Below are 21693 nucleotides of genomic sequence, written 5' to 3'. Positions count from 1 at the left end.
TTTTCCCGACGTGACGAAGAGTTAATGCCTTCGCCTTCTTTCGGTTGGAATTGCGCCGTCTAAGGCGATGTCAGGTTCAATAGCCAAGGAGGCAGAATATGCAAGCGGTGCTCATCGCCATGACCATTCTCGGTTGCGACGATTCCGTCAGCCAGTGCAGCTATGTCGCGACGGTCGATAAGCGCTGGGAAACCGTTGCCGCTTGCGATGCCGAAGCCGAACGCCGGCTGAAAACCTATGCCAATGTCAGCTATCCCTCGGTGATCGCGGTGTGCGAGGCGCCGAAAGCCCTCGCTGCCGCTGAGCCGCCGAAGCCGGCGCCTCTGCCTGCCGCCGCGCCCGAGGTCGCTGTCGCAGCGCCCCAACCCGCAGGGAGGATTGCCGGTTTTGCTGAAGGCATCGCCAGGCAGGTCCGCGCCCACCTGCCCTCGGGCAGAAGCGTCAAGGACACACTGACCAAACCCGCGCACTTCGTCTCCGCCCGCTATTCCTGGGTGGTGACGCGGCTCGCTGATTAGAGCATGCGTCCTTTCGGACGCACAAAGGACGCTCTAACTCTTTCAATCCTCGCATCGTAGCGACGATTTAACTATTTGAGCCAGCGATAGCGGCGAGTTTGACGAAGCCCATGATGTTGCAAGGAGTTTGTCATATCAGGTTGCGACGCGTCGGAATTGCTTGAGCTTGTTGAAGAAGCGTTCGATTCCATTGCGCTCCTTGTAAAGCTCGGCGTAGTAAAGACCATCGGCTCATCCGCGCCGGCACCTCTCATGAAGCGGATGATGCAGCGGCCCTGGCGAAACTGATGGTGATGCCCGGGGGGAACAGCAGTCACTGGGACACCAAGGCCATTTCCCTGCTGAAGGCATTAATCCTGCACACTCTGCAGGAACCACCGGCGAGCCGCCCTCTCGCTACGGTGCGCCGGATGTCCGTCGCGGAATCCTCCAGCTTCCTCAGCACACTGGAGAACATTGCCCACTATTCTCCGTCGATCACGGCCTCGGAAATCGCTTCAGGTCTCCATGCGACGTCATGGCGACCTGTCCGCTGAATTCAAATCCATTCTCTCGACCATGCAAGAGGCTACCGAACCGTGGTCGGCGGCCCTGCCGGGCAACACTCTCCGGCGCGTCGAGTTTCGACCTGGCCGACCTCGTGACGGTCACCACCACGCTTTACCTGACGAGAATCTGCTGGAGGTCTATGCGCCTTGGCTGAGGGTCATGGTCGGCTGTGTCCTGAAAACCCTCACTCGTGCCAAGAGCGGCCCCCCCAACTTAAGGTCGGGCTGCAGCTGGATGAAGCGGCGGTGCTTGGCCCGCTCGACCAGCTTGAGAAGCAGTCCGGCCTCCTGCGCGCCTACTGCACCCCGATCCTCATCTGGCAGAGCCTGCCGCAGATCTTCGCCATCTACGGCACCGGAGCGACGGCGTTCCTGGCCACTGCCTCAGCCCGCGTATTTTCAGAATCAACGATAACGACGTCGCCCAGTATGTAACCAGCATGATCGGACAGCCACCATCCCCGCCAGCGGAAGCAAGGCCAGCAAGACTCGGTTGCCCGCCAAGGCGCAAGGCGGTTACTGGCTCCTGGATGCCTCCGAAGTTCAACGCCTTCCGCTCACGCGCACGGTCGTCAAACTACGCAACGTCCCCTACCCGATCTTCGGTCGCCGCATCAACTATCGCAAGGTCCTTCGATGGCGACGGCGATGGGATCCTGGCATGGAAAACCCGCGGAAGCTTTACCTCTGGAGTCTATGTCGCCTACATGCAGCGTGCGACAGGCTGACGTTTATCAATAGGCACTGCGCGATGCCTGCCTATGGATTCTGCGCACCATCGGCCGGCGCCTCCTGAGCAGAAACACCGAGTAAATCGTCGAAGTCCTTATCCTGATAGAATACATGTAGGTCGTCATCAACACCGGATCCTGGAAGGTACGTTGCTCGCAGCGTCTTACGGATCGAACTTTCCGGATCAGGAGCGCGGGTTACCACCTGCGCTATTGCATCAAGCGCCTCTTTCCGGATTTCAGTAAGCTCCTGCGGGGGAGCTGTTTTAATCTTATGTTTGTATTCTTGTCCTCGCGCGGCGGCGGTGTACATCCAAATTTTCGGGTCATCGGCCAGCGGACTCTTGGCGAGATAATTCCCCAAACGAATCGCGTATTGAAAACTGGCTGGAGGATTCAGATAGAGCGCGTCGAGCTGCGCAGATCGGGCTTCATGCGCTATTTCGACGTTAGTCGGATCAAGTTCCGCCGCTTTGAGAACCGCTTCAAGGTAGGCTGGCACATCGCCCTTAAGTCGGAGTACCTGGGCCAGGCGGAGACGTGTGCCGGAGTTCCCGGGGTCGGTCGTGATCGCCTCATTGAGCCCCTCCAACGCCTTATCGAAGTTTCCGCTTCGTGCCTGCGCCGAACCCCATGCGGCCATCGCCAACGAAGAGCGTAACCCCGACAACGGTACCGTTAGCAGCTCACGATCGGCGGTGGTAGCAGGTGTCGTAACGGGCTCCGGCCGACTACCGGCTCGCTGCGATTGATCTGCTACCTCCCGGTCAGAAATGGGCCTGGAGATCGAGTCCAACAACGCTTCCTGACTCGCCGCAACTTCCGCTCGCGTAAACAACGCGGCAAGGCGTGTTCGTGTTTCGAGATACGCAATGAGACACGCAGAAAACAGGGACGTGACAATCAGGCAAAACGCCACCACCGTAGCAATCTTGCCATCAGACGGATTGGCTGCAGCGGCGGGAACGGGTGACAGGGATATGTAGGAGGCAGCATATAAGGATGCGGTATACAGATAGGTGAGGACCATCTGGAACTGAGTAAGACCGAGGCCGATTATTATTTTCGTTAGCCAATCCGATATCTCTTCGAAACTCGTATTCGTGCTGAAGAACCGCTCACCCGCCATCTGACGTTGGCTAGATTGCGACGCTCCATTTGGCAGATCCGCAGTCTGTGGTTGCGATGGTCCGGGTCGTTGAAGCAGCCGAGGGATGCCGAAGAGAAATCCCAGCAAAGCACCAGTCGCGCCCGCGGCAAAGACTATGGCCACACCAACGGAAAACGCGCGCAGGGCCACAACAATGCCATCGGCCAACGTACTGCTCGCAACGCCTGCGCTCAGCGCAAACAGTACCAAAAGAGCGAACAGTCCTGCTGCAAGCACGCTTGCAAAAACCTCGACCTTCTCAAGGTGATCGAAAACAGTTGAAAAAGCTACCCGTTGATCCTTTGCGACGTTCATCGTCCCTCCCCTCCCTCCCTCTGCCGAGCCACCTTGGCATTTCTCAGTTCAAATCACTCCAATTTCGGCTAGCACCGCGCATGCATCGCCATACCACGCGGCTGCGCGGTTAAGATGATTGTCATAAGCCCGCATACCCCAAGGCGAGTGAGTGGACTCGTAAATGCCACCGGCGTTGTAGGCTGCGGCGACAAGGATCGGATCATCTCGCGTGGTAGCCCACCGCATCCGAATTTCGGCTGTGCCGAGTTCGATCGATGCGGGCGCATCATAGAGCGGATGCGTGGCGAGTGGAGGATTGGGCTTAGTACTGATAGCCGACGCGACAGATTCGTCATAGGCGCCAAGGTCAAATTTCGTCCGGTATTCGCGCAACATATATCGGACAGTTGTGGCCAGACACTGCATCGGGCCAGCCGAATAACTACCTGAGAAAGGAGGGGCGACGTCGTTGTTTTCCACGTGCGCTTCCCATCGGAACGTCCGCGGACCGGTGAACCCATCTTCCATTGCAAAGGCACTCTCGGTTGCAATGGTCATGATGATCAGCGCGGGGTTCACTTTATGCTTGCTTGCATAAGTGAAAATATCGCCGCCGTAGATTCTGAGGATCTCCCGGCATGTAACGGGTTCGCCCGGGCTGCGCAATGGTTCGGCTCCGCCAGCATCCGTATAGACTCCGCGGCTGTCGTAACGCCAGCGCTGCCCGGAAAATCGCTTATGCCAGCTTGCTGAGCCGGGAAGCGGATCGGTAAAGGCGATCTCGTGCTGGGTAGAGACGCCGCCCGGTGTTAGGCGCTTGCCGGATACAGCCAACTTTACCAAGAATTGCGTTGGGTCACGCAACGACGCCGGCGGGTTAGGTTCATTCTGCATCCACCGCGAGTTCGCGGTCGTGCCCGCCCGGTAGGCCTCAAAATGGATCATATTTGTGCTGCTAACGCGGGCGATCTTCTGGCCGGCCGTCACATTATCCCCGATCGACCACCCGTACCTTGTGGGCGAATCCGCTTTCACCTCTCCATAATTGATAACCAAATCACCGTGATCGATCAGAAGTGCGTAGCTTTGTTCACCAGTGCTGGTCTTGTAGAACTTGAAGAAAGCAACCACCTTGCCATTGGCACAGGCCACAACCTCCTCCCCGTCGGAACAGAACAGATCCACACCAACATGGTAACGCTTGCCGTTGCTGCGATCCGCTAGGAAACGACGCCCTTCACGACCAATAATCTGCCCTCCAGTTGTACGCTGCGACACGACCAGAGCGTTCGCCGCTGCAGTTATCGTCGGCCAATAAAATTGGGAATAAGATCCGCTAAAGCTAGCGAATGGCACTTGAGTCTGAGCGGGATCGGAGGGCATCCCATTTGCAGCAGTTTCGATCGGTTGCTCCGCGACCTCAGGCTGCTCCTCTTCCCCGCCGCCCTCCCATTCCGGTTCGGTCCAGTCCGACGGATATGTAACTATCACCGCGTACGCGCCGTCCATGGTGACGATCTTGGTGTCAGCCCCGATGTCCCGGTAAAGTTTTGCGTACAGCTTGGCATCCTGCTCCGTAAGTCCACGGATAATCAGATTCTCCGGCATCTCTTCCCCCTTCTTTGAATCACGGAACCGCAACGGAGCCGGGTTTGCACGGCGCGTTGCCACCATAGGACGACATGCACCCAATCAGCGTCTTCCGCACGCCGTCGTACTTCTGGTTCTTGTCGGTGAAGTAGAAATAGGAATCGTGCCTACCACCGGAGAGCAAAGCGTCGAGGTACTTCTTACGCTTCAGGTCCGGCGGCCCGGTTGTATTGCCTGCATAGATGAAGTTGAAGAAGGCAACCGACGTGGAATCCGTCGTCGACAATCCTTCGATGACAGTATATGCGCGTGTTTCCGCGGCATCGGCCGCAACAACGCTGATCGCCTGCTCAGCCTCCACCAACCCGTTCGTCACCGTGCCCGCGCGGTAATAGTCCTGCAGGTCCATCCAGGCCATCATCAGGGGATATTCATCGGTTGAGCGGCCAAGATTCTTCAAAATCCTGGTACCAACCCGGTCACGGCTCGCCTGCATCTGATGCTGGATGATCTGTATGGTTCGCCCAAGGAGGACGTCCTTGTCGTAGGCAGCCTTGACGCCGGTTAATCCAGCAGCCGTCGCCGTCAATATGTCCTTCGTCCCAACAGGCGTCACCTGCGACGCCACAGTTGTCAAAGCGATATTGGACACCGTTGATGCGAAGCTTACACTCTGCATCTCCCGCGTGAGGCCGGCCTCGAATTTTCCGTAGTTAGCATTGATCGCAGCCATTTGTCCCAGAACGTATTCATTTCTGTAGACCTTTCTCTCATCGGTCGCCATAGCCACGTATGCGGTAAAATTAGGACGACCAAAGGTTTTCTTTACATATTGTATGTCTTCGTCGATGGAATATACGCGTCGTGGCTCACCTTCAAACGAAGGAGAGCAACCGCCATTCAGCAACGCAAGGATTAAAACGCACGAAATCGTTACGGCCTTTCGGCCGTTTACCCCAACCTTATGTAACACGGCAGACCCCTCTACCACTTTGCATACATAATTAATCAATCATTAATCGTGTAGGCAAGTATTATTTCAACCAGATCTATTTTCCAATCGATGCCTTGCGCACTACCTAGAGTTAGTGCTTTTATTGTTGATCGGCCACTATATATCTTATTCAAAGAATCGCTTTGTTAGTGAAATCTTATCCTGGCGCGATCCCCAGTGGCCGCACCTGTCCAAGCCGCGACCTCGCGTGCTCGAACCAACGTTCTCTCGCGCTCGCGCCGCTTGCCTGTCGCTGCCCAAGTCAACAGCTTCAAGAGTTCTCGGATCTGCGCTACACGGCGACGAGCTTGTTGCGCTCGACGATCGGCATCCTCCCGTCGGTAGCTATCCATCGCAACGTTTCTCCGACCGGGAGGTCGACTTCCGATGCTGCGGGTAACGCGCTCGCTCCAGAGCTTCGCGCCTTACCTTGTAGTCCAGTCGGCGATTGAACCGATCAAGCTTTCGCTCGATATCGATGAGGCTGCGCTTCAAGTCGTGGCTGTTGCGAGCGATGATGCTTTCCATCCATAGCAGCCGCGCGCCTCGGTCCTGGGGGTAGTCGCGCCGGCGCCGGCGTGGCGGTGCATTAGCGACCGTGACCCGGAACGGTTCGGTCTCGCGCGTCCGGCTGACCGGAACGCGGCCGTTGTAAAGGATTTGACGTGCCCGCGTCCCGACGTGGATTTCCGGCCGCCGGTCCAGCATCATGGAGCCAACCAGATCGCCTGCCTCCCTTGCTCGCTCCCTCTGCGCCTCAAGGGTGCGATGGTCGATTCGCACCCGTTTCCCGTCTCGTTCCAGGGCATGATTGAAGGCGTCCGCCCAGGCGGCTCGCCAGACCCCCAGCAGATCGCGACTATTCCACTCGCGAGTTTTGACGCGATCGAGACCGGTGGCAGTCGCCCGTCGCATACTCAGCAGGACATGGCTACGATTGCCGACAAAGGCTATGATGCCGATCATCTGTGCGACAAAATCACTGAAACCGGTGCTGACGTCGTCATCCCGCCGAAAAGCAACCGCAAGCTCCAGCGCCCTTACGACGCCGATCTCTATAAGGAGCGAAACCGTATCGAACGCTTCTTCAACAAACTCAAGCAGTTCAGACGCGTCGCAACCCGATACGACAAGCTGCTCGCAAACTTCATGGGCTTCGTTAAACTCGCCGCTACCGCTATTTGGCCCAAACAGTTAAATCGTCACTACGGCCTAGGCGGCCGCAAGAGCCGCATAGACGCGGGCCGATTGCCGCTGTTCGGCGACACCAAGTTTTTCCACCATGTCGAGCAGCTCGCCGACGGAGCCATGCGCCTCGTGACGGCGAAATTTATCGAGAAGACGGCTACAGATAGTGCCGGTCATGCTGCCCGGTGCTTTTCTGGCAGCGTCACGCCACAGCATCGTCGCCTCGACGAAGATGACGCTGATGTCCCTCGGCAGGCCGGCGGATTCGTAGAGCGCGCGCACCGCATGCATGCGCCCGGTTGCCAGGATGGAACGCACCCGGCGGTCGCTGCACGCCGTCAGATCGACGATCGCGCCGGCGAAGAAACCCACCTTGCCGGCGCAAAGCGCGTGCATCAGGAAAGATGGCGTCAGCCGGCCGTTGAGGCGCAGATGCTCGACGAGGTCGGGTATTTCACGCGGCGCAATGTCGCCGGCAATCGAGACGATCGCAGCCTCGGTCGCCTCGCGGCTGATGCGCTGGAGCCGCTGCAGGCCGATCGCCGCCTGTGCCAGCGGCAGGCCGATCAGCGCATTGCTGACATGCTGGGTCAGCAGCTGGCGGGCGTCGGCGGGAAGATCGCTGCGGTCGAGAAGCAGGTTGCGAATATCGCAGCAGTCACCGAGCCGTTCGGCGATGCGTTTGAGAGATAGGCTGGAGATCACCGCACCGTCATTCTCGAGCAGGCAGAGCAGTTCCTCTTCGTCGCCAACCTCCGCAAGGGCGGCGGAGACAGGGCGCGTCACATGCGCCCTCGCCGCGATCAGCATGCGGGTGGCACCGTTGCCGCGGGCGGCAAGGTCGACGAGATCGGCATCACTCAAAAGCGGCGAACAGGTCACCGCGTGGCAGGCGACTTCGGGCTGGTCTTCGGCAAGCGAAAGGATCAGGCTGCGCGGCGCATCCGGTGACCAGGCGATCGCCTCGGCCAGCGCCAGCCGCACGCGCGGCGACGGATCGTCGAGCAGGAAGGTCATCGCCATCTCGGCCGCCGCCCGCTCGGCCGCCGTCATCTCGGATTGCAGATAAGCTCGCCCGAGTGCATTTGCGGCCCGGGCCCGGTCACCGGTCTTGGCGGTTTCGATCCAACGAAGGAAAGCTTCTACGATCACGCGACGCCCCAGCACTTGAACGCGATTCCCTCGCGTTTCATTCAATGCTGCGACGGTAGCGGCAAAAGGTTTAAGATTGGTTCACCATGTTTCTTAAGCCTTTGTGCGCCTTGCTCGTTCGCCTCAGCCTTGCTGCGACTTCGGCCGAAACATCTCGAAGACCTCGCTGGCTTCGCTGTAGTCCATATAGCCGAGACGCGCGACCGGCCGGGCGAGCGACATGTCGAGGCGGCCGTCCCTGACGATCGCCTCGTCGATGCGGATGCCGACCACTTCGCCGAAGACGAAGACGTTTTCGGACGGTTCGCCCGACAGCGTCTTCGGCTCGATGATCTCGGTGACCTTGCATTCGAGCACCGCGAAAGCCTCGCCGACATAGGGCGCGTCGATCAGTTCGGCCTGTTTCGGAGTCAGGCCGGCGAAGTCGAATTCACTGTCGCCATAGGGCAGCGCCGCCGAGGAAAGGTTCATCTTCTCGGCGAGATTGCGGCTGACGAAACTGCAGGTGAAGACGCCGGTTTCGGCCGCATTGCGCTGGCTGTCCTTGCGACCGCTGGAGGAAAACATCACCAGCTTCGGCCGATCGGAAACGGCATTGAAGAAGGAATAGGGCGCCAGATTGATCGAACCGTCCCTGCCCTTGCTGCCGATCCAGCCAATCGGACGCGGCGATACGATCGCCTTGAAGGGGTCATGCGCGAGCCCGTGCCGATTGCTGTCGGTGGTGTAGAACATCAGTCCTCTCCGCCGACCCAGGTCACGGTGTCGGCAAGCTCCGGCCGCGGCCGCTCGATCGCCGGAAATGTCGTCGAGCCGATATGAATGAAACCCGCCACCTTTTCATCCGGCCCGACACCGAGCAGCGGATAGGCGCGTTCGTCATAGGCGAACCACTCGGTCAGCCAGTTGGCGACATAACCGCTGGCATTGGCGGCGAGGATGACGTTGAGGCAGAGCGCGCCGGCCGACATCAGCTGCTCCCATTCCGGGATCTTGATATGCGGCCCCGCCTTGCTGACGACGGCGACAACCACGGGCGCGCGGGTGAAACGGGCGCGCTCGACCTCGATCATTTCCTCGGAAAGCTCGGGCTTTGCCTCAAGCGCCAACGTCAGAAGCGCCTCGCCGAGATGGGCGCGGTGCTGTCCGCGATAGACGATGAAGCGCCATGGCGCGATCTTGCCGTGATCGGGGACACGCGAGGCAAGCCGCAAAATTTCCTCGATCTCAGCCCTCTCGGGGCCTGGTTCGCACATCTGGAAAGCGGGGATGGAGCGGCGCACGGCAAGGTAGTCGATCAGCTTGATATCGGATTTCATGCGGGAGAAACTCTCATTTTTAGGCTGCTGCAAAGGCTGGGTCTTGAATTTGCCATCGCGTTGGTCTTGAAGTGGCCTTTGCGATTTCAGAAGTCAATCGGTTCACGAAACAGATGTTTGGCATTTCGCCCTTTGGACGCATCGGCCTTGCCATTGTCCTGATGATACTGACGCCCTTTGGCGCCGGCGCTCAGGATGCCTTCAAGGAATTCAAACAGCTCGACTCAACGTCGAAGATGCCCAAGCTGAATGCTTTCATCGCGCCCGGCGCGGCGCCCGAAGGGGTCAAGCTGCGTGATGTCCCGCTGGAAGCCAAGCTGACCGCGGACGGCACACCGGTCGAGGAAGGCCTCTCCTGGTACGTCTTCAGCCCGATCGCCGGAACCGACGGCAAGCTGCCGCTGATCGCCAGCGCCAAGGGCGGAACCGCCGCCTTCCAGCTCGCTCCCGGCGATTATTTCGTCAATGTCTCCTTCGGCCGCGCCGGCGTCACCAAGAAACTGACCGTGCCCGCTGATGGCGAAGTCGGCAAACAGGTGATGGTGCTCGATGCCGGCGGCCTGCTGCTCAATGCCGTCTCCGGCACCGATGCCCGCATCCGCCCCGACCAGTTGAGCTTCTCGATCTATTCCTCGGAGGTGCGCGACGACGGCGAGCGCGGCCTCGTCGTGGCCGATGTCTCGCCGAACACCGTCGTCCGCCTCAATGCCGGCACCTATCACATCGTTTCCGAATATGGCAGCGTCAACGCCGTCATCCGCGCCGACATCCAGGTCGAAGCCGGCAAGCTGACCGAGGCGACGATCCAGCATCGCGCCGCCCAGGTCACCTTCAAGCTGGTCTCCGATGCCGGTGGCGAGGCGATCGCCGATACGGCATGGTCGATCCTGACGGCGGCCGGCGACAGCGTCGGCGAAAGCGTCAGCGCCTTCCCGACCATGGTTCTTGCCGAAGGCGGATATTCCGCCGTCGCCCGCAACAAGGACAAGATCTACCAGCGCGATTTCACCGTCGTCGCCGGCAGGAACACCGATGTCGAGGTTCTGATGAAGGACCAGCAGCCGCAGCCGCCGGTGAACGACGCGGCCCGCACGGTGCAGCAGGTGCCGGTGGGCACCCCGCCGCCACCGGGCGTTCAGCCGGCGCCGGTGGCGCCGCTTCCTTCCTACGAACAGCTCGCGCCACAGGGCGGCGACGACACCAGCCTCGATTGATTTAGAGTAAGCGGTTCGGTTTATTTGGAGAAGTGCGCTTCGCCGTCACTGAGAAGACGGCTGGAAAGCCCCTGACGACGCAGAACGGGAACCCTTCAACGCCGCTCGGGATGACCAGTACCCGTCGTCACAACGACATTGTGATTGTAGATTGGATTTCCGACAGCGCCGAAGCCGGCGCTGTCGGAGCCGGGCGGTTTCAGGCCGCCTTGGCTTTCTTTGCTTCAGCCTTGCGGCGGATGTCGGGAGGGGTCGCCTCGAGGGTCAGGCTCTCGACCGCGGCGTCGAGCCCCATCGAAACCTGGTCCTGGCTTCCGAGGCGCCGGATGTTGACCGTGCGCTCCTCGGCCTCCTTCCTGCCGCAGACGATGATGACGGGAACCTTGGTGACCGAGTGTTCGCGGACCTTGTAGTTGATCTTCTCGTTGCGGAAATCGGTCTCGACGTTGAGACCGGCTTCGCGCAGCGCTTCGGCCACCTCAAGCCCGTAGGCGTCGGCTTCCGAGGTGATCGTTGCTACCACGATCTGCAGCGGCGATACCCAGAGCGGCATGTGGCCGGCGAAGTTCTCGATCAGAATACCGAGGAAGCGCTCCATCGAGCCGCAGATGGCCCGGTGGATCATCACCGGCTGCGTCTTTTCGGAGTTGCTGTCGATGTAGAAGGCGCCGAAACGTTCCGGCAGGTTGAAGTCGACCTGCGTCGTCCCGCACTGCCATTCGCGGCCGATCGCATCCTTCAGCGTATATTCGAACTTCGGCCCGTAGAAGGCGCCCTCGCCCGGCAGGATGCCGGTCTTGATGCGGCCCTCGGATTGCGCCTCGATCGTCTTCAGCACGTCGGTCATGACGGCTTCCGCCCGATCCCAGAGCGCGTCGGAGCCGACACGCTTTTCCGGACGAGTGGAAAGCTTGACGACGATTTCCTTGAAACCGAAGTCTTCATAGACCGACAGGATCAGGTCGTTGATCTTCAGGCACTCGGCGGCCATCTGTTCGTCCGTGCAGAAGATGTGCGCGTCGTCCTGCGTGAAGCCGCGCACGCGCATCAGGCCATGCAGCGCGCCTGAAGGCTCGTAGCGATGCACCAGGCCGAATTCGGCAAGGCGGATCGGCAGTTCGCGATAGGATTTCAGGCCATGCTTGAAGATCTGCACGTGGCCCGGGCAATTCATCGGCTTCAGCGCGAAGACGCGATTATCCGCTTCCTTGTCGTCGGGATGCGTCATCGCATGCGCCGATTTCACGGCGAACATGTTTTCCTGATACCAGCCCCAGTGACCCGAGGTCTCCCAGAGCGAGGTGTCGAGCACCTGCGGCGCGTTGACTTCTTCATAGTCGACGGCAAGCCGGCGGCGCATATAGGCAACGAGCGTCTGGAAGATGCGCCAGCCCTTGCCGTGCCAGAAGACGACACCGGGGCCTTCTTCCTGGAAATGGAACAGGTCCATTTCGCGGCCGAGCTTGCGATGGTCGCGCTTTTCCGCTTCGGCCAGCATATGCAGATAGTTGTCGAGATCAGCTTGATCAGCCCATGCCGTGCCGTAAATGCGCGAGAGCATGGCGTTGTTGCTGTCGCCGCGCCAATAGGCGCCGGCAACCTTCATCAACTTGAAGGCCGTACCGATCTGGCCGGTGGAGGCCATATGCGGGCCGCGGCAGAGATCGAACCAATCGCCCTGATTGTAGATCTTTAGATCCTGCCCTTCGGGAATCGCATCGACGAGCTCGACCTTGTACTGCTCGCCCTTGGCTGCAAAAACCTCCTTGGCCTTCTCGCGCGACCACACCTGCTTGGTGAAAGGCGCATTGCGGGCGATGATCTCCTTCATCTTCTTTTCGATCTTCGGCAGATCGTCGGGCGTGAAGGGCTCGTTCTTGGCGAAGTCGTAATAGAAGCCGTTTTCGATGACCGGGCCGATCGTCACCTGCGTGCCGGGCCAGAGCTCCTGCACCGCTTCGGCCATGACGTGCGCGGCGTCATGGCGGATGAGTTCCAGTGCACGGCCGTCCTTGCGGGTGATGATCTCGATCTTCCCATCGGTGACGGGATCGGAAAGGTCCTGCACGGCGCCGTCAAGCGCAATGGCGACCGCGCTCTTGGCGAGCGACTTGGAAATGGATTCGGCGACATCCCTGCCGGTCGCGCCAGCCTGAAAGCTGCGCACGGAACCATCGGGAAATGTCAGGGAAATAGCGTCAGACATTGAAATTTCTCCTTGTCCAGTCCCGCCAACGAATGCGGGTGGTTGAAATGGAAGCGCCTCCGTTCTTTGGATGCGCCGCCGCCTGATAGCCAGATTTCCATCGGGAGTAAAGAAGAAGCCGGCCTACATGATCATTTCGGCAAGGCCGCACACGGTGTTCCAGTTGCGCATCGTGCCGACGCCGAGCCGCTTGGTCGTCAGCGCCGAAAGCAGCTTGGATTGGCTCGGCTTGCCGGCGAAATCGATCCACAGATCGCCGCCGACGACGGCGATGCGCTGCCCCTCCGCCATCAGCGGTTTCAGCGCCTCCACCTTCTTCGGATCGACCGGCAGGCGCATCACCCGGACGATGACTTGGTCACCGCTGCCGTCCTTGAAGGGATTGGTGCTGCAAAGCGCCATCCAGGTACAGTCGCTGCGCACGACAATATCGACGTGTTTGCCGAATTTTTCTTCGAAGCCCTCTTCCAGCATGACCTCGAGTTCGTGCGGCCGCACATCGTCGGCCTCGAAAACCAGATTGCCGGTGGAAACCAGCGTGCGCGGCTCGCGACAACCAAGCTCTTCGGCCAGCGCCCGCAAATCCTGCATGATGACGCGGCGATCAGGCGCCAGGACGATGCTGTGCAGAAGGGCGACGAACATGCTCATGGCTGCCGGCCCTCCTCGGTTGCCCTACACCCGAAACCACGGTCACCGAATGGTGACTGCACCTCACGCATCGTCGCTGCCCGGATCTCCGACACGCATGCGTATTCGCAAGGCATCGTCATGGCGCTCACCCTCTTTTGCGTCCGATGGCCAGGTAACGCCAAGGCGTCCACCAGAGGAACGTGTCGCCCAGCACCTCCGGCACCTGGTCGAGGCCGCTGGTGCCGCCCGGGCCGCAGCGGCCGACGCGAAACAGCGTCATCCAGCCGCCGGCCCACAGGCCGTGGCGGGCGATCGACTCGTAGCCATATTCGGAGCAGGTCGGGATATGGCGGCAGGAATTGCCGACAAAACCGGAAAGCGTCAGCTGATAGAGGCGGATGAACCCCATGCCGAGCAGGCGGTCGGGGGATTTGCGGAACGGACCGGTATAATTGCGGGACGTGCGTACAGCCTTTTCGCGCGGCTTGTCCGATCCGGCGGCACCGCCGTCGTCCTCATCGCCTGCCTGCAGGGCGCAGAACTCGCACATGTCAGTTACGCCTCGACAACTTCCGCCCGCTTCGCCTCGATCTGCCCGATCGCATCGACGACGGCATCGAAGGTCAGCATCGTCGAGGCATGGCGGGCCTTGTAGTCCCGCACCGGCCGGAGATAACGCATGTCTTCGAACCGGCCTTCAGGCCCCGCCCCGTCCGCCTTCAGCATGGCAAGCATGTCCTGGCGTGCCTGGCGCAATTCGCCCGATGTCGCGCCGACGACGTGGCGCGCCATGATCGAGGACGAGGCCTGGCCGAGCGCGCAGGCCTTCACGTCATGGGCAAAGCCGGTCACGATATCGCCGTCCATCTTCAGCCAGATCCTGACCTTCGAGCCGCAAAGCTTCGAATAAGCCTGGGCGCTCGCATCGGCGTCATCAAGCGTGCCAGTCAACGGAATATTGCCGGCGAATTCGAGGATCTTGTTGTTGTAGATGTCGTCCATGTTGGATTTCCGCTCCCAAATCGCTGCGGATCGGCCTCAATAAGGGCTGTTATTGTTATTGAAACAAAAAACACACCGTGTCATCTGAGGATACTTACATACGATGGCCGTCTTCCTATATGTATGTCGTTCGAAGGCCATGAAAATGCAATGGCCTCGTGTAAGTTTGATTGGGAAACCGTGCCGGACGGGTGTTGAATGCGCCTCGAAAGCCCCGGAGCCTGCCAAAGGTGCATGAATTCCCGCATGGGATTGACCAGTGGCGATTCCGACAGATCGGTCCGCGGTGCGGGCCAGGAGACCATTGTTCATGGACGCCATCGTAAAGAATTTTCCGCAGACGAACCGCGACTCGGATCGCCCCTCCCAGCAGGAGGCGGAGGAAGCCGTTCGCGTTCTGCTGCGCTGGGCCGGTGACGACCCGACGCGTGAAGGTCTGCTCGAAACGCCGGCCCGCGTCGTCAAATCGTACCGCGAGCTTTTTTCAGGTTACGACATGGCGGCCGAAGACGTGCTAGGCCGCACCTTCGAAGAGGTCGCCGGTTACGACGACATGGTCCTCGTCAAGGACATTCCGTTCTATTCGCATTGCGAACACCACATGGTGCCGATCATCGGCAAGGCCCACGTCGCCTACATGCCGGACGGGCGTGTGCTCGGCCTGTCGAAGATTGCCCGTGTCGTCGAGATCTATGGCCGCCGCCTGCAGACGCAGGAAACGATGACCGCGCAGATTGCCCGAGCCATCGACGATACGCTGAATCCGCGCGGTGTCGCCGTGTTGATCGAGGCCGAACATATGTGCATGGCGATGCGCGGCGTTCAGAAGCAGGGCTCGACCACGTTGACGACGACGTTTACGGGAACGTTCAAGACCGAGCCGGCCGATCAGGCCCGTTTCATGACCATGGTGCGGAGCCGCTGATACCGGCTCCCTCAGGAGGGCCGCGATGAACCAACTGATCTTCAATCAACCATCCGAGGATAAGTCGGCGTGGGAAGACGCCGGCGATTTCACGCCGCGTTTCGACGACCGCGGCCTGATCACCGCGATCGTCACCGACGCCGGCGACGGCGAGCTCTTGATGGTGGCGCATATGAACGCCCAGGCGCTGGCCCTGACCATCCAGACCGGCACGGCCCATTATTTCAGCCGTTCGCGCGGCAAGCTCTGGAAGAAGGGTGAGACCTCGGGCAATCTCCAAACGGTGAAAGAAATCCGCACCGATTGTGATCAGGACGCCATCTGGCTGAAGGTCGAGGTGGCCGGCCACGACGCCACCTGTCACACCGGCCGCCGCTCCTGCTTCTACCGGACGATCACGCTTCGGGACGGAAAACCGATGCTGGATATCGTCGACGACGAGCTTCATTTCGATCCGCAGGACGTCTACGGAAAATAGCCCGAAATTCCCCGGCATTTGCTCCTTATTGTGCCAAAAACCGTCTCTATATACCATTTGGAAACTGATCGGGCAGACTATCGGGAACCAAGTATTGGGAGGGGAGAACACCATGCTGAGCTGGAGTTTGCATCGTCAAAGCTCTGAAGGCGAAGGTGCCGGTTCCGGCATGTCGACCACACTCGAGACGATCCCGCCTCCCTCGCCCCTGAAGAAAATCAAGATCGCGCTGGCGCTCGGTGGCGGTGCCGCCCGCGGCTGGGCCCATATCGGCGTGCTGCGCGCCCTCGACGAGGCAAAGGTCGAGATCGGCATGATTGCCGGCACCTCGATCGGCGCGCTGGTCGGCGGCTGCTATCTCGCCGGCAAACTCGATGAACTCGAAAGCTTCGCCCGCTCGCTGACGATGCGCCGGATCGCCAGTCTCCTCGATCTCACCATCGGCGGCAGCGGCCTGTTCGGCGGCATGCGGCTGACCAAGCGCATGCAGGAACATCTCGAAGGCCTGAATGTCGAGGATCTCGACCGGCCCTTCGTTGCGGTCGCCGCCGAGGTCAATACCGGCCACGAGGTCTGGATCGCCAATGGTTCGCTGATTACGGCGCTGCGCGCCTCCTATGCCCTGCCCGGCATTTTCGAACCGGTGCGCAGCAACCACCGCACGCTGGTCGACGGCGCGCTGGTCAATCCGGTGCCCGTCTCCGTCTGCCGCGCCTACGAGCAGCCGCTGGTCGTCGCCGTCAATCTCAACTACGACCTCTACGGCCGCTCGGCCGTCGTCCGGCACAATGCCAGCCTCTCACCGCAAGAAGTGCAAAAGCAGGAAGAGGCGCCCTATGCCCGTCTCGGCATGACCGGCGTCATGGTGCAGGCCTTCAACATCATCCAGGACAGGATCGCCCGCGCCCGTCTTGCCGGCGACCCGCCGGATATTTCGCTGCAGCCGCGTCTCAGCTATATCGGCCTTTCCGAATTCCACCGGGCCGGCGAGGCGATCGAACGTGGCTACGAGGAAGCCAGGGCCCGGCTCCCCGAGATCAAACGCATGCAGGAAGTCTACGCCACCCACCCCTGATACATGCCGTCCAAAAGCGTGTCGTGGTTTTGCGACGACGAGTCGGTCAACTCAAACAGACGAAAATCTCAGCCGGCGATATAGGCCTTGATTTCCTCGGTCTCGCGCTCGACTTCGGCGATGCGCGATTTCACCACGTCGCCGATCGAGATGATGCCGGCAAGCTTGCCGTTGCTTTCGACAGGCACGTGCCGGAAACGGCGGCTGGTCATCAGCTCCATCAACTCGTTGACGGTCGTTTCCTCGTGGCAGCGGTAGACCTTTGCCGTCATGACCTGAGCCAGCGACTGGTCGAGGCCGTCCTTGCCGTGTTTGGCGATGGCATGCACAAGGTCACGCTCGGTGAACATTCCGGAAATCCGGTTTTCCATGCCGACGACGACGATGGCGCCGATCTTCTTCTTGCTGAGCATAACGGCCGCCTCGGCGACCGTGGTATTCGGCCCGGCAGTGACGACGTTTCTGCCCTTCAGGTCGAGGATTGCTTTGACTGAACTGGTCATTCGAACCTCCTATGTCCGTGAAACACTTGTCACAGGCATCCGCGGCGGTTTCTCCCCCCAGCGCGGATAGGTCAATCGTGCACTGCCCGGCTCAGGATTGCAACAAATCCTTCTCCGTTCCGGCAGGTTCCATCACGGGCGGGCGCGGCGCCCGGTCGAACAGCGAAAACAGCAGGAAGCCGAAGACGAAACCGCCGATATGCGCGTCCCAGGCAATGGCCTGGTCGCTGTCGCCGACGAGCGGAATGCCGATGGCGATCAAGGCGTTGCCGACCAGCCAGAGCAGCATGAAGATGACGACGGTGCGGCTCTTCAGCGCCTCGACGATGGAAAGCCGGGGATTGAGATGCGCGGGCAGCATCGGTCGCCGTTCGGCCGGAAAGGCGAATCGGCAGGCGGCGCCCATCAGCCCGGAGATAACGCCCGACGCACCGATCAGCAGCGTCACATCCCCCCAGTTTAACACCGCGTGCAGGGCGGCGGACGCGACCGCGGAAAAAAGCCAGAAGAGCACGAAACGCAGCGTCCCGATGCGGCGCACGACCGGCGCGCCGAAGGCCATCAGCCAGAAGGCGTTGAAGAGGATATGCTGGACGCTGCCGTGCAGCAGCGAATAGGTGACGGGCGTCCAGAACAGCTCCGGCCCTTGCTGCGACAGCGGAATCACATAGCGGGCGGGAACGAAGCCGAAGGTGAAGAACAGCCAGCTCATCGCATCGTCGGAAAGCACGAGCTCCTGTACCGCATAGATCAGAACAAGCAAGCAAAGGCTGAAGAATAGCGCCGGCGGAAGATTGAAGACCGGCACGCGCGGCGGCTTTGCCGGCGGCTGGACCTCGGGAGGTTCGGGCGCCTTATGCGGCTCGGCCGTCTGCTCATTCATGTCAATATCGCCTCGTTGAGGCCACAGCCATACAGGAGCACCTGTCAAAAAAAAAGCCGTCCGAAGTGCCGGACGGCGTGACCGGGAGCTCCTGGAAAGACCTGGACCCCGCAGCTTGTGCTGAACTTCGAAAGTCGAAGCGATGGAGGGACAGTGTCACGACGGGCACCGCATCTCAACCGAAACCGTTTCTTAACCTTAACGGCCGCGGTTTGGCATGAAATCCGCAAGGTAGAGCCTGTACGGGCAATGACTGCCCGAAAATGATCCGGAATGGGACAGGTTGGTGTAAAATGCGTGTGCAAACGACCATCGAAATTTTTGACTACTGGAACCGTATCCGCGGCGCTGCCGATGCGCCGCTGAAATCGCAGGTCGAACCCTCCGCCGTACCCCATCTGCTGCAAAGCCTCTTCATCCTCGAGACGCGCGGGGCAGGAAACATCGGCTTCCGGCTCGCCGGCACCCGCATTTGCGATCTGTTTGGGCGGGATCTGCGCGGCGAACGTTTCGCCTCCCTCTGGGGAAACGGCCAGCACGCGGATATCGAACGCACGGCGATGGGCGTGATGGACCATGCCATGCCGGCCCTCTTCAATGCGACCGGCTACAGCACCATCGGTCATCAGGCCTCCTTCGAGATCATCATGATGCCGCTGCGCTCGCCGCACGGCGCCTGCGACCGGCTGCTCGGCGCGATCGCACCGACGGCGGCTGCGAGTTGGCTGGAAGTAGTACCGCTCGAATTCCTGGCACTCGACCGCAGCCGCCTGCTGCCCGGAAAACTCGGCACGGCCGCGCCGGCGGAACTGCGCCCCATTAATGAAATCGTCGCCGGAAAAAGCGCTGGTCTCGGCCAGGTCATGCGCCGCATGGTGTCGCAGCTGCTGAGTGTGGAGGCGCACTGACCGTTCCGTTTCAGCACATTGGACATACTCGTTTTCGGCTATGTCCGATTGAGGCAAAACAACCTTCTGTTAATGGATTGCGGGTAAAGATCGGTCTCTGCGATTTTGATGAAGAAGCCCCTTGATGCACTCGTTCCAGCCAGCTCAGACGCAACGACCTGCGCCGCGCCCTGAACAGGGCGTTTTTCAGCGTGTGCCCATCAATATGCAGGGCCGACTGATGCTTGCGAACTACGAGGAATTCGAATGCATGGTGATCGACATGTCGCCTGGCGACATGTACGTCACCTGCCCCGGGCGGCCGCGCGCCAACGAACGCGTCGTCGCCTATATCGACCATCTCGGCCGGGTCGAAGGTTATGTCCAGACGCTCGATGGTCGCGGCTTCACCATGTCGATCAATGCCACCGAGCGGAAGCGCGAGAAGCTCGCCGCCCAGCTCACCTGGCTTGCCAACAAGCACGAACTCGGCCTGCCGGAAGATCGTCGCCACGACCGTCTGACGCCGCGCGACACGAAGACCGAGCTGACGCTCGAAGACGGCACACGTTATTCCTGCCGCATCATGGACCTTTCGCTGTCGGGCGCTGCCGTCGACGTCGAGATGCGCCCCTCGATCGGAACGGCAGTGCGTCTCGGCAACATGCGCGGCCGTGTCGTGCGCCATTTCGTCGAAGGTGTGGCGATCGAATTTCTGTCGATCCAGTCCCGCGAGACGCTGCGCGAATTCCTCTGACAGGTTGTTGATCGCGCTTGCCGGGTCGGATGCGCACCCGGTCAGGTCGCGTTGAAAACGCTTGAGCTTCACGGCAAGAGATCCGCAAGCGGCAACCGATCCGGCTTCGGAAAGCAGGCTCAAATCCTGTCGCAAGTCGTTCCAACCAGTCAGTAGAAATATTATGAGTGGATCAACCTGCGACAGGTCGGTTTCGCAGCAGGTTCGCAAAACCGTATCATGATTTTGCGGTCGGGCTTGCCCGCCGGTCATCCGTCTTCCATTCGTCACGGATATGATGGATAAGGTCCGCCTCGACCGCAGGCGCCCCGATGTCAGCTCTCTATCCGGAAATCGAACCCTATGATCATGGCCTGCTCGATACGGGCGACGGCAATCTGATCTATTGGGAGACCTGCGGCAATCCGGCGGGCCGGGCGGCACTGGTGTTGCACGGCGGGCCGGGCTCCGGCTGTTCGACCGACGCCCGGCGCCAGTTCGATCCGGACGCCTACCGAATCATTCTGTTCGATCAGCGCAATTGCGGCCGCAGTCTGCCGAGCGGCGCCGATCCGGAAACCGACCTCTCCTTCAACACCACCTGGCATCTCGTTGCCGATATCGAGCGGCTGCGGCTCTTCTTCGGCATCGACACCTGGCTCGTCTTCGGCAATTCCTGGGGCTCGACCCTGGCGCTCGCCTACGCCGAAACCTATCCTGAGCGTATCGCCGCGATCGTGATATCAGGCGTGACAACCACCAGGCGCTCGGAAGTCGACTGGCTCTGTCGCGGCATGGCGCCGCTTTTTCCAGAAGAATGGCATCGGTTCCAACAGGCGGTTCCCGCAGGCAGCCGGGAACAGGATCAGGACATGGTGGCCGCCTATCATCGTCTGCTCAACGACCCCAGCCTGGACACGCGGCTGAAGGCGGCGCGTGACTGGCATGACTGGGAGGCAGCCTCGATCCTGCTCGCCGATCCCGAGGGGCTGCCGCGCCGCTGGGCCGAACCGGCCTATTTGCTGACCCGCGCCCGCATCATCACCCATTATTTCATCCATGGCGCCTGGCTGGAAGACGGCCAGCTTTTGAAGAACGCCGCACGACTGACAGGCATTCCCGCCATCCTGCTGCAGGGAAGGTTCGACATCGAGGCGCCGCTTGTCACCGCCTGGGAACTTGCGCGCGCCTGGCCGCAAAGCGAACTCAAAATCCTTCCGCATGCCGCCCATTCCACTGCGAATCCCGATATGAGTGCGGCGATCGTCGGCGCCACCGATCGGTTTCGCAATTTTCTTCAAAAATAATTTGCCGCCGGAAATGCGGATCTGAGCGCTATTCTGCTTTTGACGCGGCCGAATTGACCTGACCCGGCCTGCATCGCCGGCTTTCCCAGCGCCGCCCCAACACATCGGATCTTACCCGGCTCAACGAAAACCCTTAACGCCGGGACGGCAACGCAACCTTTTTGCGGCCGAAAGCCTTGTCGCGCCAATTACATTTTTAATCGATTTCGAGACAAATCCCCTTCAAATTTTAGTCGCATTCGACTTGGTTTTTAGCCAGATTTTATCGGCATTTGAATCAACTAAGCCTTTAATTCTATTACGTAATTTTGCGTGAGATAAAAACGTCTGTGCGATTGTCGCCTCAACTTACGGGGA

22 protein-coding genes and 1 pseudogene are annotated in these 21693 nt (G+C 60.2%); 10 read left to right on the top strand and 13 right to left on the bottom strand.

Going from position 1 to position 21693, the window contains the following annotated elements; genetic code table 11:
• Window positions 1–98: 98 nt before the first annotated feature.
• On the top strand, window positions 99–518 hold the full coding sequence (locus CO667_RS18165; RefSeq protein ID WP_097619690.1) for a hypothetical protein: 420 nt from the start codon (window positions 99–101) through the stop codon (window positions 516–518).
• Between the two features lie 695 nt (window positions 519–1213).
• Window positions 1214–1501: a TraM recognition domain-containing protein gene (locus CO667_RS18155; RefSeq protein WP_097619689.1), complete on the top strand. Its 288-nt coding sequence runs from the start codon at window positions 1214–1216 to the stop codon at window positions 1499–1501.
• Window positions 1502–1825: 324 nt separating this feature from the next.
• On the opposite strand, the gene CO667_RS18150 is transcribed toward CO667_RS18155, so the two are convergent.
• From CO667_RS18150 to CO667_RS18135, 4 genes are all read right to left on the bottom strand, one after another.
• Window positions 1826–3262, bottom strand: a complete 1437-nt coding sequence (locus tag CO667_RS18150; protein ID WP_097619688.1) for a hypothetical protein — start codon at window positions 3260–3262, stop codon at window positions 1826–1828.
• 48 nt (window positions 3263–3310) lie between these two features.
• A complete protein-coding gene (locus tag CO667_RS18145; RefSeq protein WP_179874177.1) occupies window positions 3311–4852 on the bottom strand; it encodes a M23 family metallopeptidase in 1542 nt (513 codons plus the stop codon).
• A gap of 19 nt (window positions 4853–4871) precedes the next feature.
• Entirely contained in the window at window positions 4872–5807 is a 936-nt protein-coding gene (locus tag CO667_RS18140) for a hypothetical protein (protein WP_143540730.1), read from the bottom strand.
• Window positions 5808–6173: 366 nt separating this feature from the next.
• Complete coding sequence (locus CO667_RS18135) at window positions 6174–6743, bottom strand: MobA/MobL family protein (RefSeq protein ID WP_245433160.1); 570 nt, start codon at window positions 6741–6743, stop codon at window positions 6174–6176.
• A 15-nt stretch (window positions 6744–6758) separates the two neighbouring features.
• Between CO667_RS18135 and CO667_RS18130 the strand changes: the two are divergent.
• Window positions 6759–7019, top strand: a pseudogene (locus CO667_RS18130) (transposase); the annotation flags it as partial.
• A gap of 21 nt (window positions 7020–7040) precedes the next feature.
• On the opposite strand, the gene CO667_RS18125 reads toward CO667_RS18130, so the two are convergent.
• The 3 genes from CO667_RS18125 to CO667_RS18115 form a co-directional block, all read right to left on the bottom strand.
• On the bottom strand, window positions 7041–8183 hold the full coding sequence (locus CO667_RS18125; RefSeq protein WP_097619684.1) for a DUF2336 domain-containing protein: 1143 nt from the start codon (window positions 8181–8183) through the stop codon (window positions 7041–7043).
• 108 nt (window positions 8184–8291) lie between these two features.
• The gene (locus tag CO667_RS18120) at window positions 8292–8903 is read right to left on the bottom strand and encodes a flavin reductase family protein (protein WP_097619683.1); all 612 of its coding nucleotides are present in this window, start codon (window positions 8901–8903) and stop codon (window positions 8292–8294) included.
• Complete coding sequence (locus CO667_RS18115) at window positions 8903–9487, bottom strand: nitroreductase (RefSeq protein WP_097619682.1); 585 nt, start codon at window positions 9485–9487, stop codon at window positions 8903–8905. Before CO667_RS18115 ends, CO667_RS18120 begins: the two co-directional genes overlap by 1 nt.
• Window positions 9488–9600: 113 nt before the next feature.
• Between CO667_RS18115 and CO667_RS18110 the strand changes: the two genes are divergently transcribed.
• Window positions 9601–10701: a hypothetical protein gene (locus CO667_RS18110; protein WP_097619826.1), complete on the top strand. Its 1101-nt coding sequence runs from the start codon at window positions 9601–9603 to the stop codon at window positions 10699–10701.
• 199 nt (window positions 10702–10900) lie between these two features.
• Here CO667_RS18110 and thrS read toward each other — a convergent pair whose 3' ends face one another.
• The 4 genes from thrS to CO667_RS18090 all read right to left on the bottom strand — a co-directional run bounded on the left by thrS (window position 10901) and on the right by CO667_RS18090 (window position 14542).
• Window positions 10901–12907, bottom strand: coding sequence for a threonine--tRNA ligase (gene thrS / locus CO667_RS18105; protein ID WP_097619681.1), 2007 nt, complete (start codon window positions 12905–12907; stop codon window positions 10901–10903).
• Between the two features lie 123 nt (window positions 12908–13030).
• Window positions 13031–13558: a DUF1697 domain-containing protein gene (locus CO667_RS18100; protein WP_097619680.1), complete on the bottom strand. Its 528-nt coding sequence runs from the start codon at window positions 13556–13558 to the stop codon at window positions 13031–13033.
• A gap of 127 nt (window positions 13559–13685) precedes the next feature.
• On the bottom strand, window positions 13686–14090 hold the full coding sequence (yidD, locus tag CO667_RS18095; RefSeq protein WP_097619679.1) for a membrane protein insertion efficiency factor YidD: 405 nt from the start codon (window positions 14088–14090) through the stop codon (window positions 13686–13688).
• Between the two features lie 5 nt (window positions 14091–14095).
• Window positions 14096–14542, bottom strand: a complete 447-nt coding sequence (locus CO667_RS18090) for an iron-sulfur cluster assembly scaffold protein (RefSeq protein ID WP_097619678.1) — start codon at window positions 14540–14542, stop codon at window positions 14096–14098.
• Window positions 14543–14852: 310 nt separating this feature from the next.
• Here CO667_RS18090 and folE point away from each other — a divergent pair, with 310 nt between their 5' ends.
• From folE to CO667_RS18075, 3 genes are all read left to right on the top strand, one after another.
• On the top strand, window positions 14853–15467 hold the full coding sequence (folE, locus tag CO667_RS18085) for a GTP cyclohydrolase I FolE (protein WP_017960561.1): 615 nt from the start codon (window positions 14853–14855) through the stop codon (window positions 15465–15467).
• Window positions 15468–15492: 25 nt separating this feature from the next.
• Window positions 15493–15945, top strand: a complete 453-nt coding sequence (gene hisI, locus CO667_RS18080; protein ID WP_097619677.1) for a phosphoribosyl-AMP cyclohydrolase — start codon at window positions 15493–15495, stop codon at window positions 15943–15945.
• Window positions 15946–16057: 112 nt separating this feature from the next.
• Window positions 16058–17020 (top strand): patatin-like phospholipase family protein, encoded by a 963-nt coding sequence (locus CO667_RS18075; RefSeq protein WP_097619676.1) that lies wholly within the window; start codon window positions 16058–16060, stop codon window positions 17018–17020.
• Between the two features lie 68 nt (window positions 17021–17088).
• On the opposite strand, the gene CO667_RS18070 is transcribed toward CO667_RS18075, so the two are convergent.
• A complete protein-coding gene (locus CO667_RS18070; RefSeq protein ID WP_097619675.1) occupies window positions 17089–17523 on the bottom strand; it encodes a CBS domain-containing protein in 435 nt (144 codons plus the stop codon).
• Between the two features lie 91 nt (window positions 17524–17614).
• On the bottom strand, window positions 17615–18406 hold the full coding sequence (locus CO667_RS18065; RefSeq protein WP_097619674.1) for a rhomboid family intramembrane serine protease: 792 nt from the start codon (window positions 18404–18406) through the stop codon (window positions 17615–17617).
• A gap of 263 nt (window positions 18407–18669) precedes the next feature.
• Between CO667_RS18065 and CO667_RS18060 the strand changes: the two genes are divergently transcribed.
• The 3 genes from CO667_RS18060 (at window position 18670) to pip (ending at window position 21336) form a co-directional block, all read left to right on the top strand.
• A complete protein-coding gene (locus tag CO667_RS18060; RefSeq protein ID WP_179874176.1) occupies window positions 18670–19314 on the top strand; it encodes a PAS domain-containing protein in 645 nt (214 codons plus the stop codon).
• A 124-nt stretch (window positions 19315–19438) separates the two neighbouring features.
• A complete protein-coding gene (locus CO667_RS18055) occupies window positions 19439–20050 on the top strand; it encodes a PilZ domain-containing protein (protein WP_097619672.1) in 612 nt (203 codons plus the stop codon).
• A 311-nt stretch (window positions 20051–20361) separates the two neighbouring features.
• Window positions 20362–21336 (top strand): prolyl aminopeptidase, encoded by a 975-nt coding sequence (gene pip, locus CO667_RS18050; protein ID WP_097619671.1) that lies wholly within the window; start codon window positions 20362–20364, stop codon window positions 21334–21336.
• Window positions 21337–21693 lie beyond the last annotated feature (357 nt).

The sequence above is a fragment of the Rhizobium sp. L43 genome (genome assembly GCF_002531725.1).
GTDB lineage: Bacteria > Pseudomonadota > Alphaproteobacteria > Rhizobiales > Rhizobiaceae > Rhizobium.
Note: the sequence above shows the minus strand (reverse complement) of the source record. Positions and strands in the feature narration are given on the sequence as shown.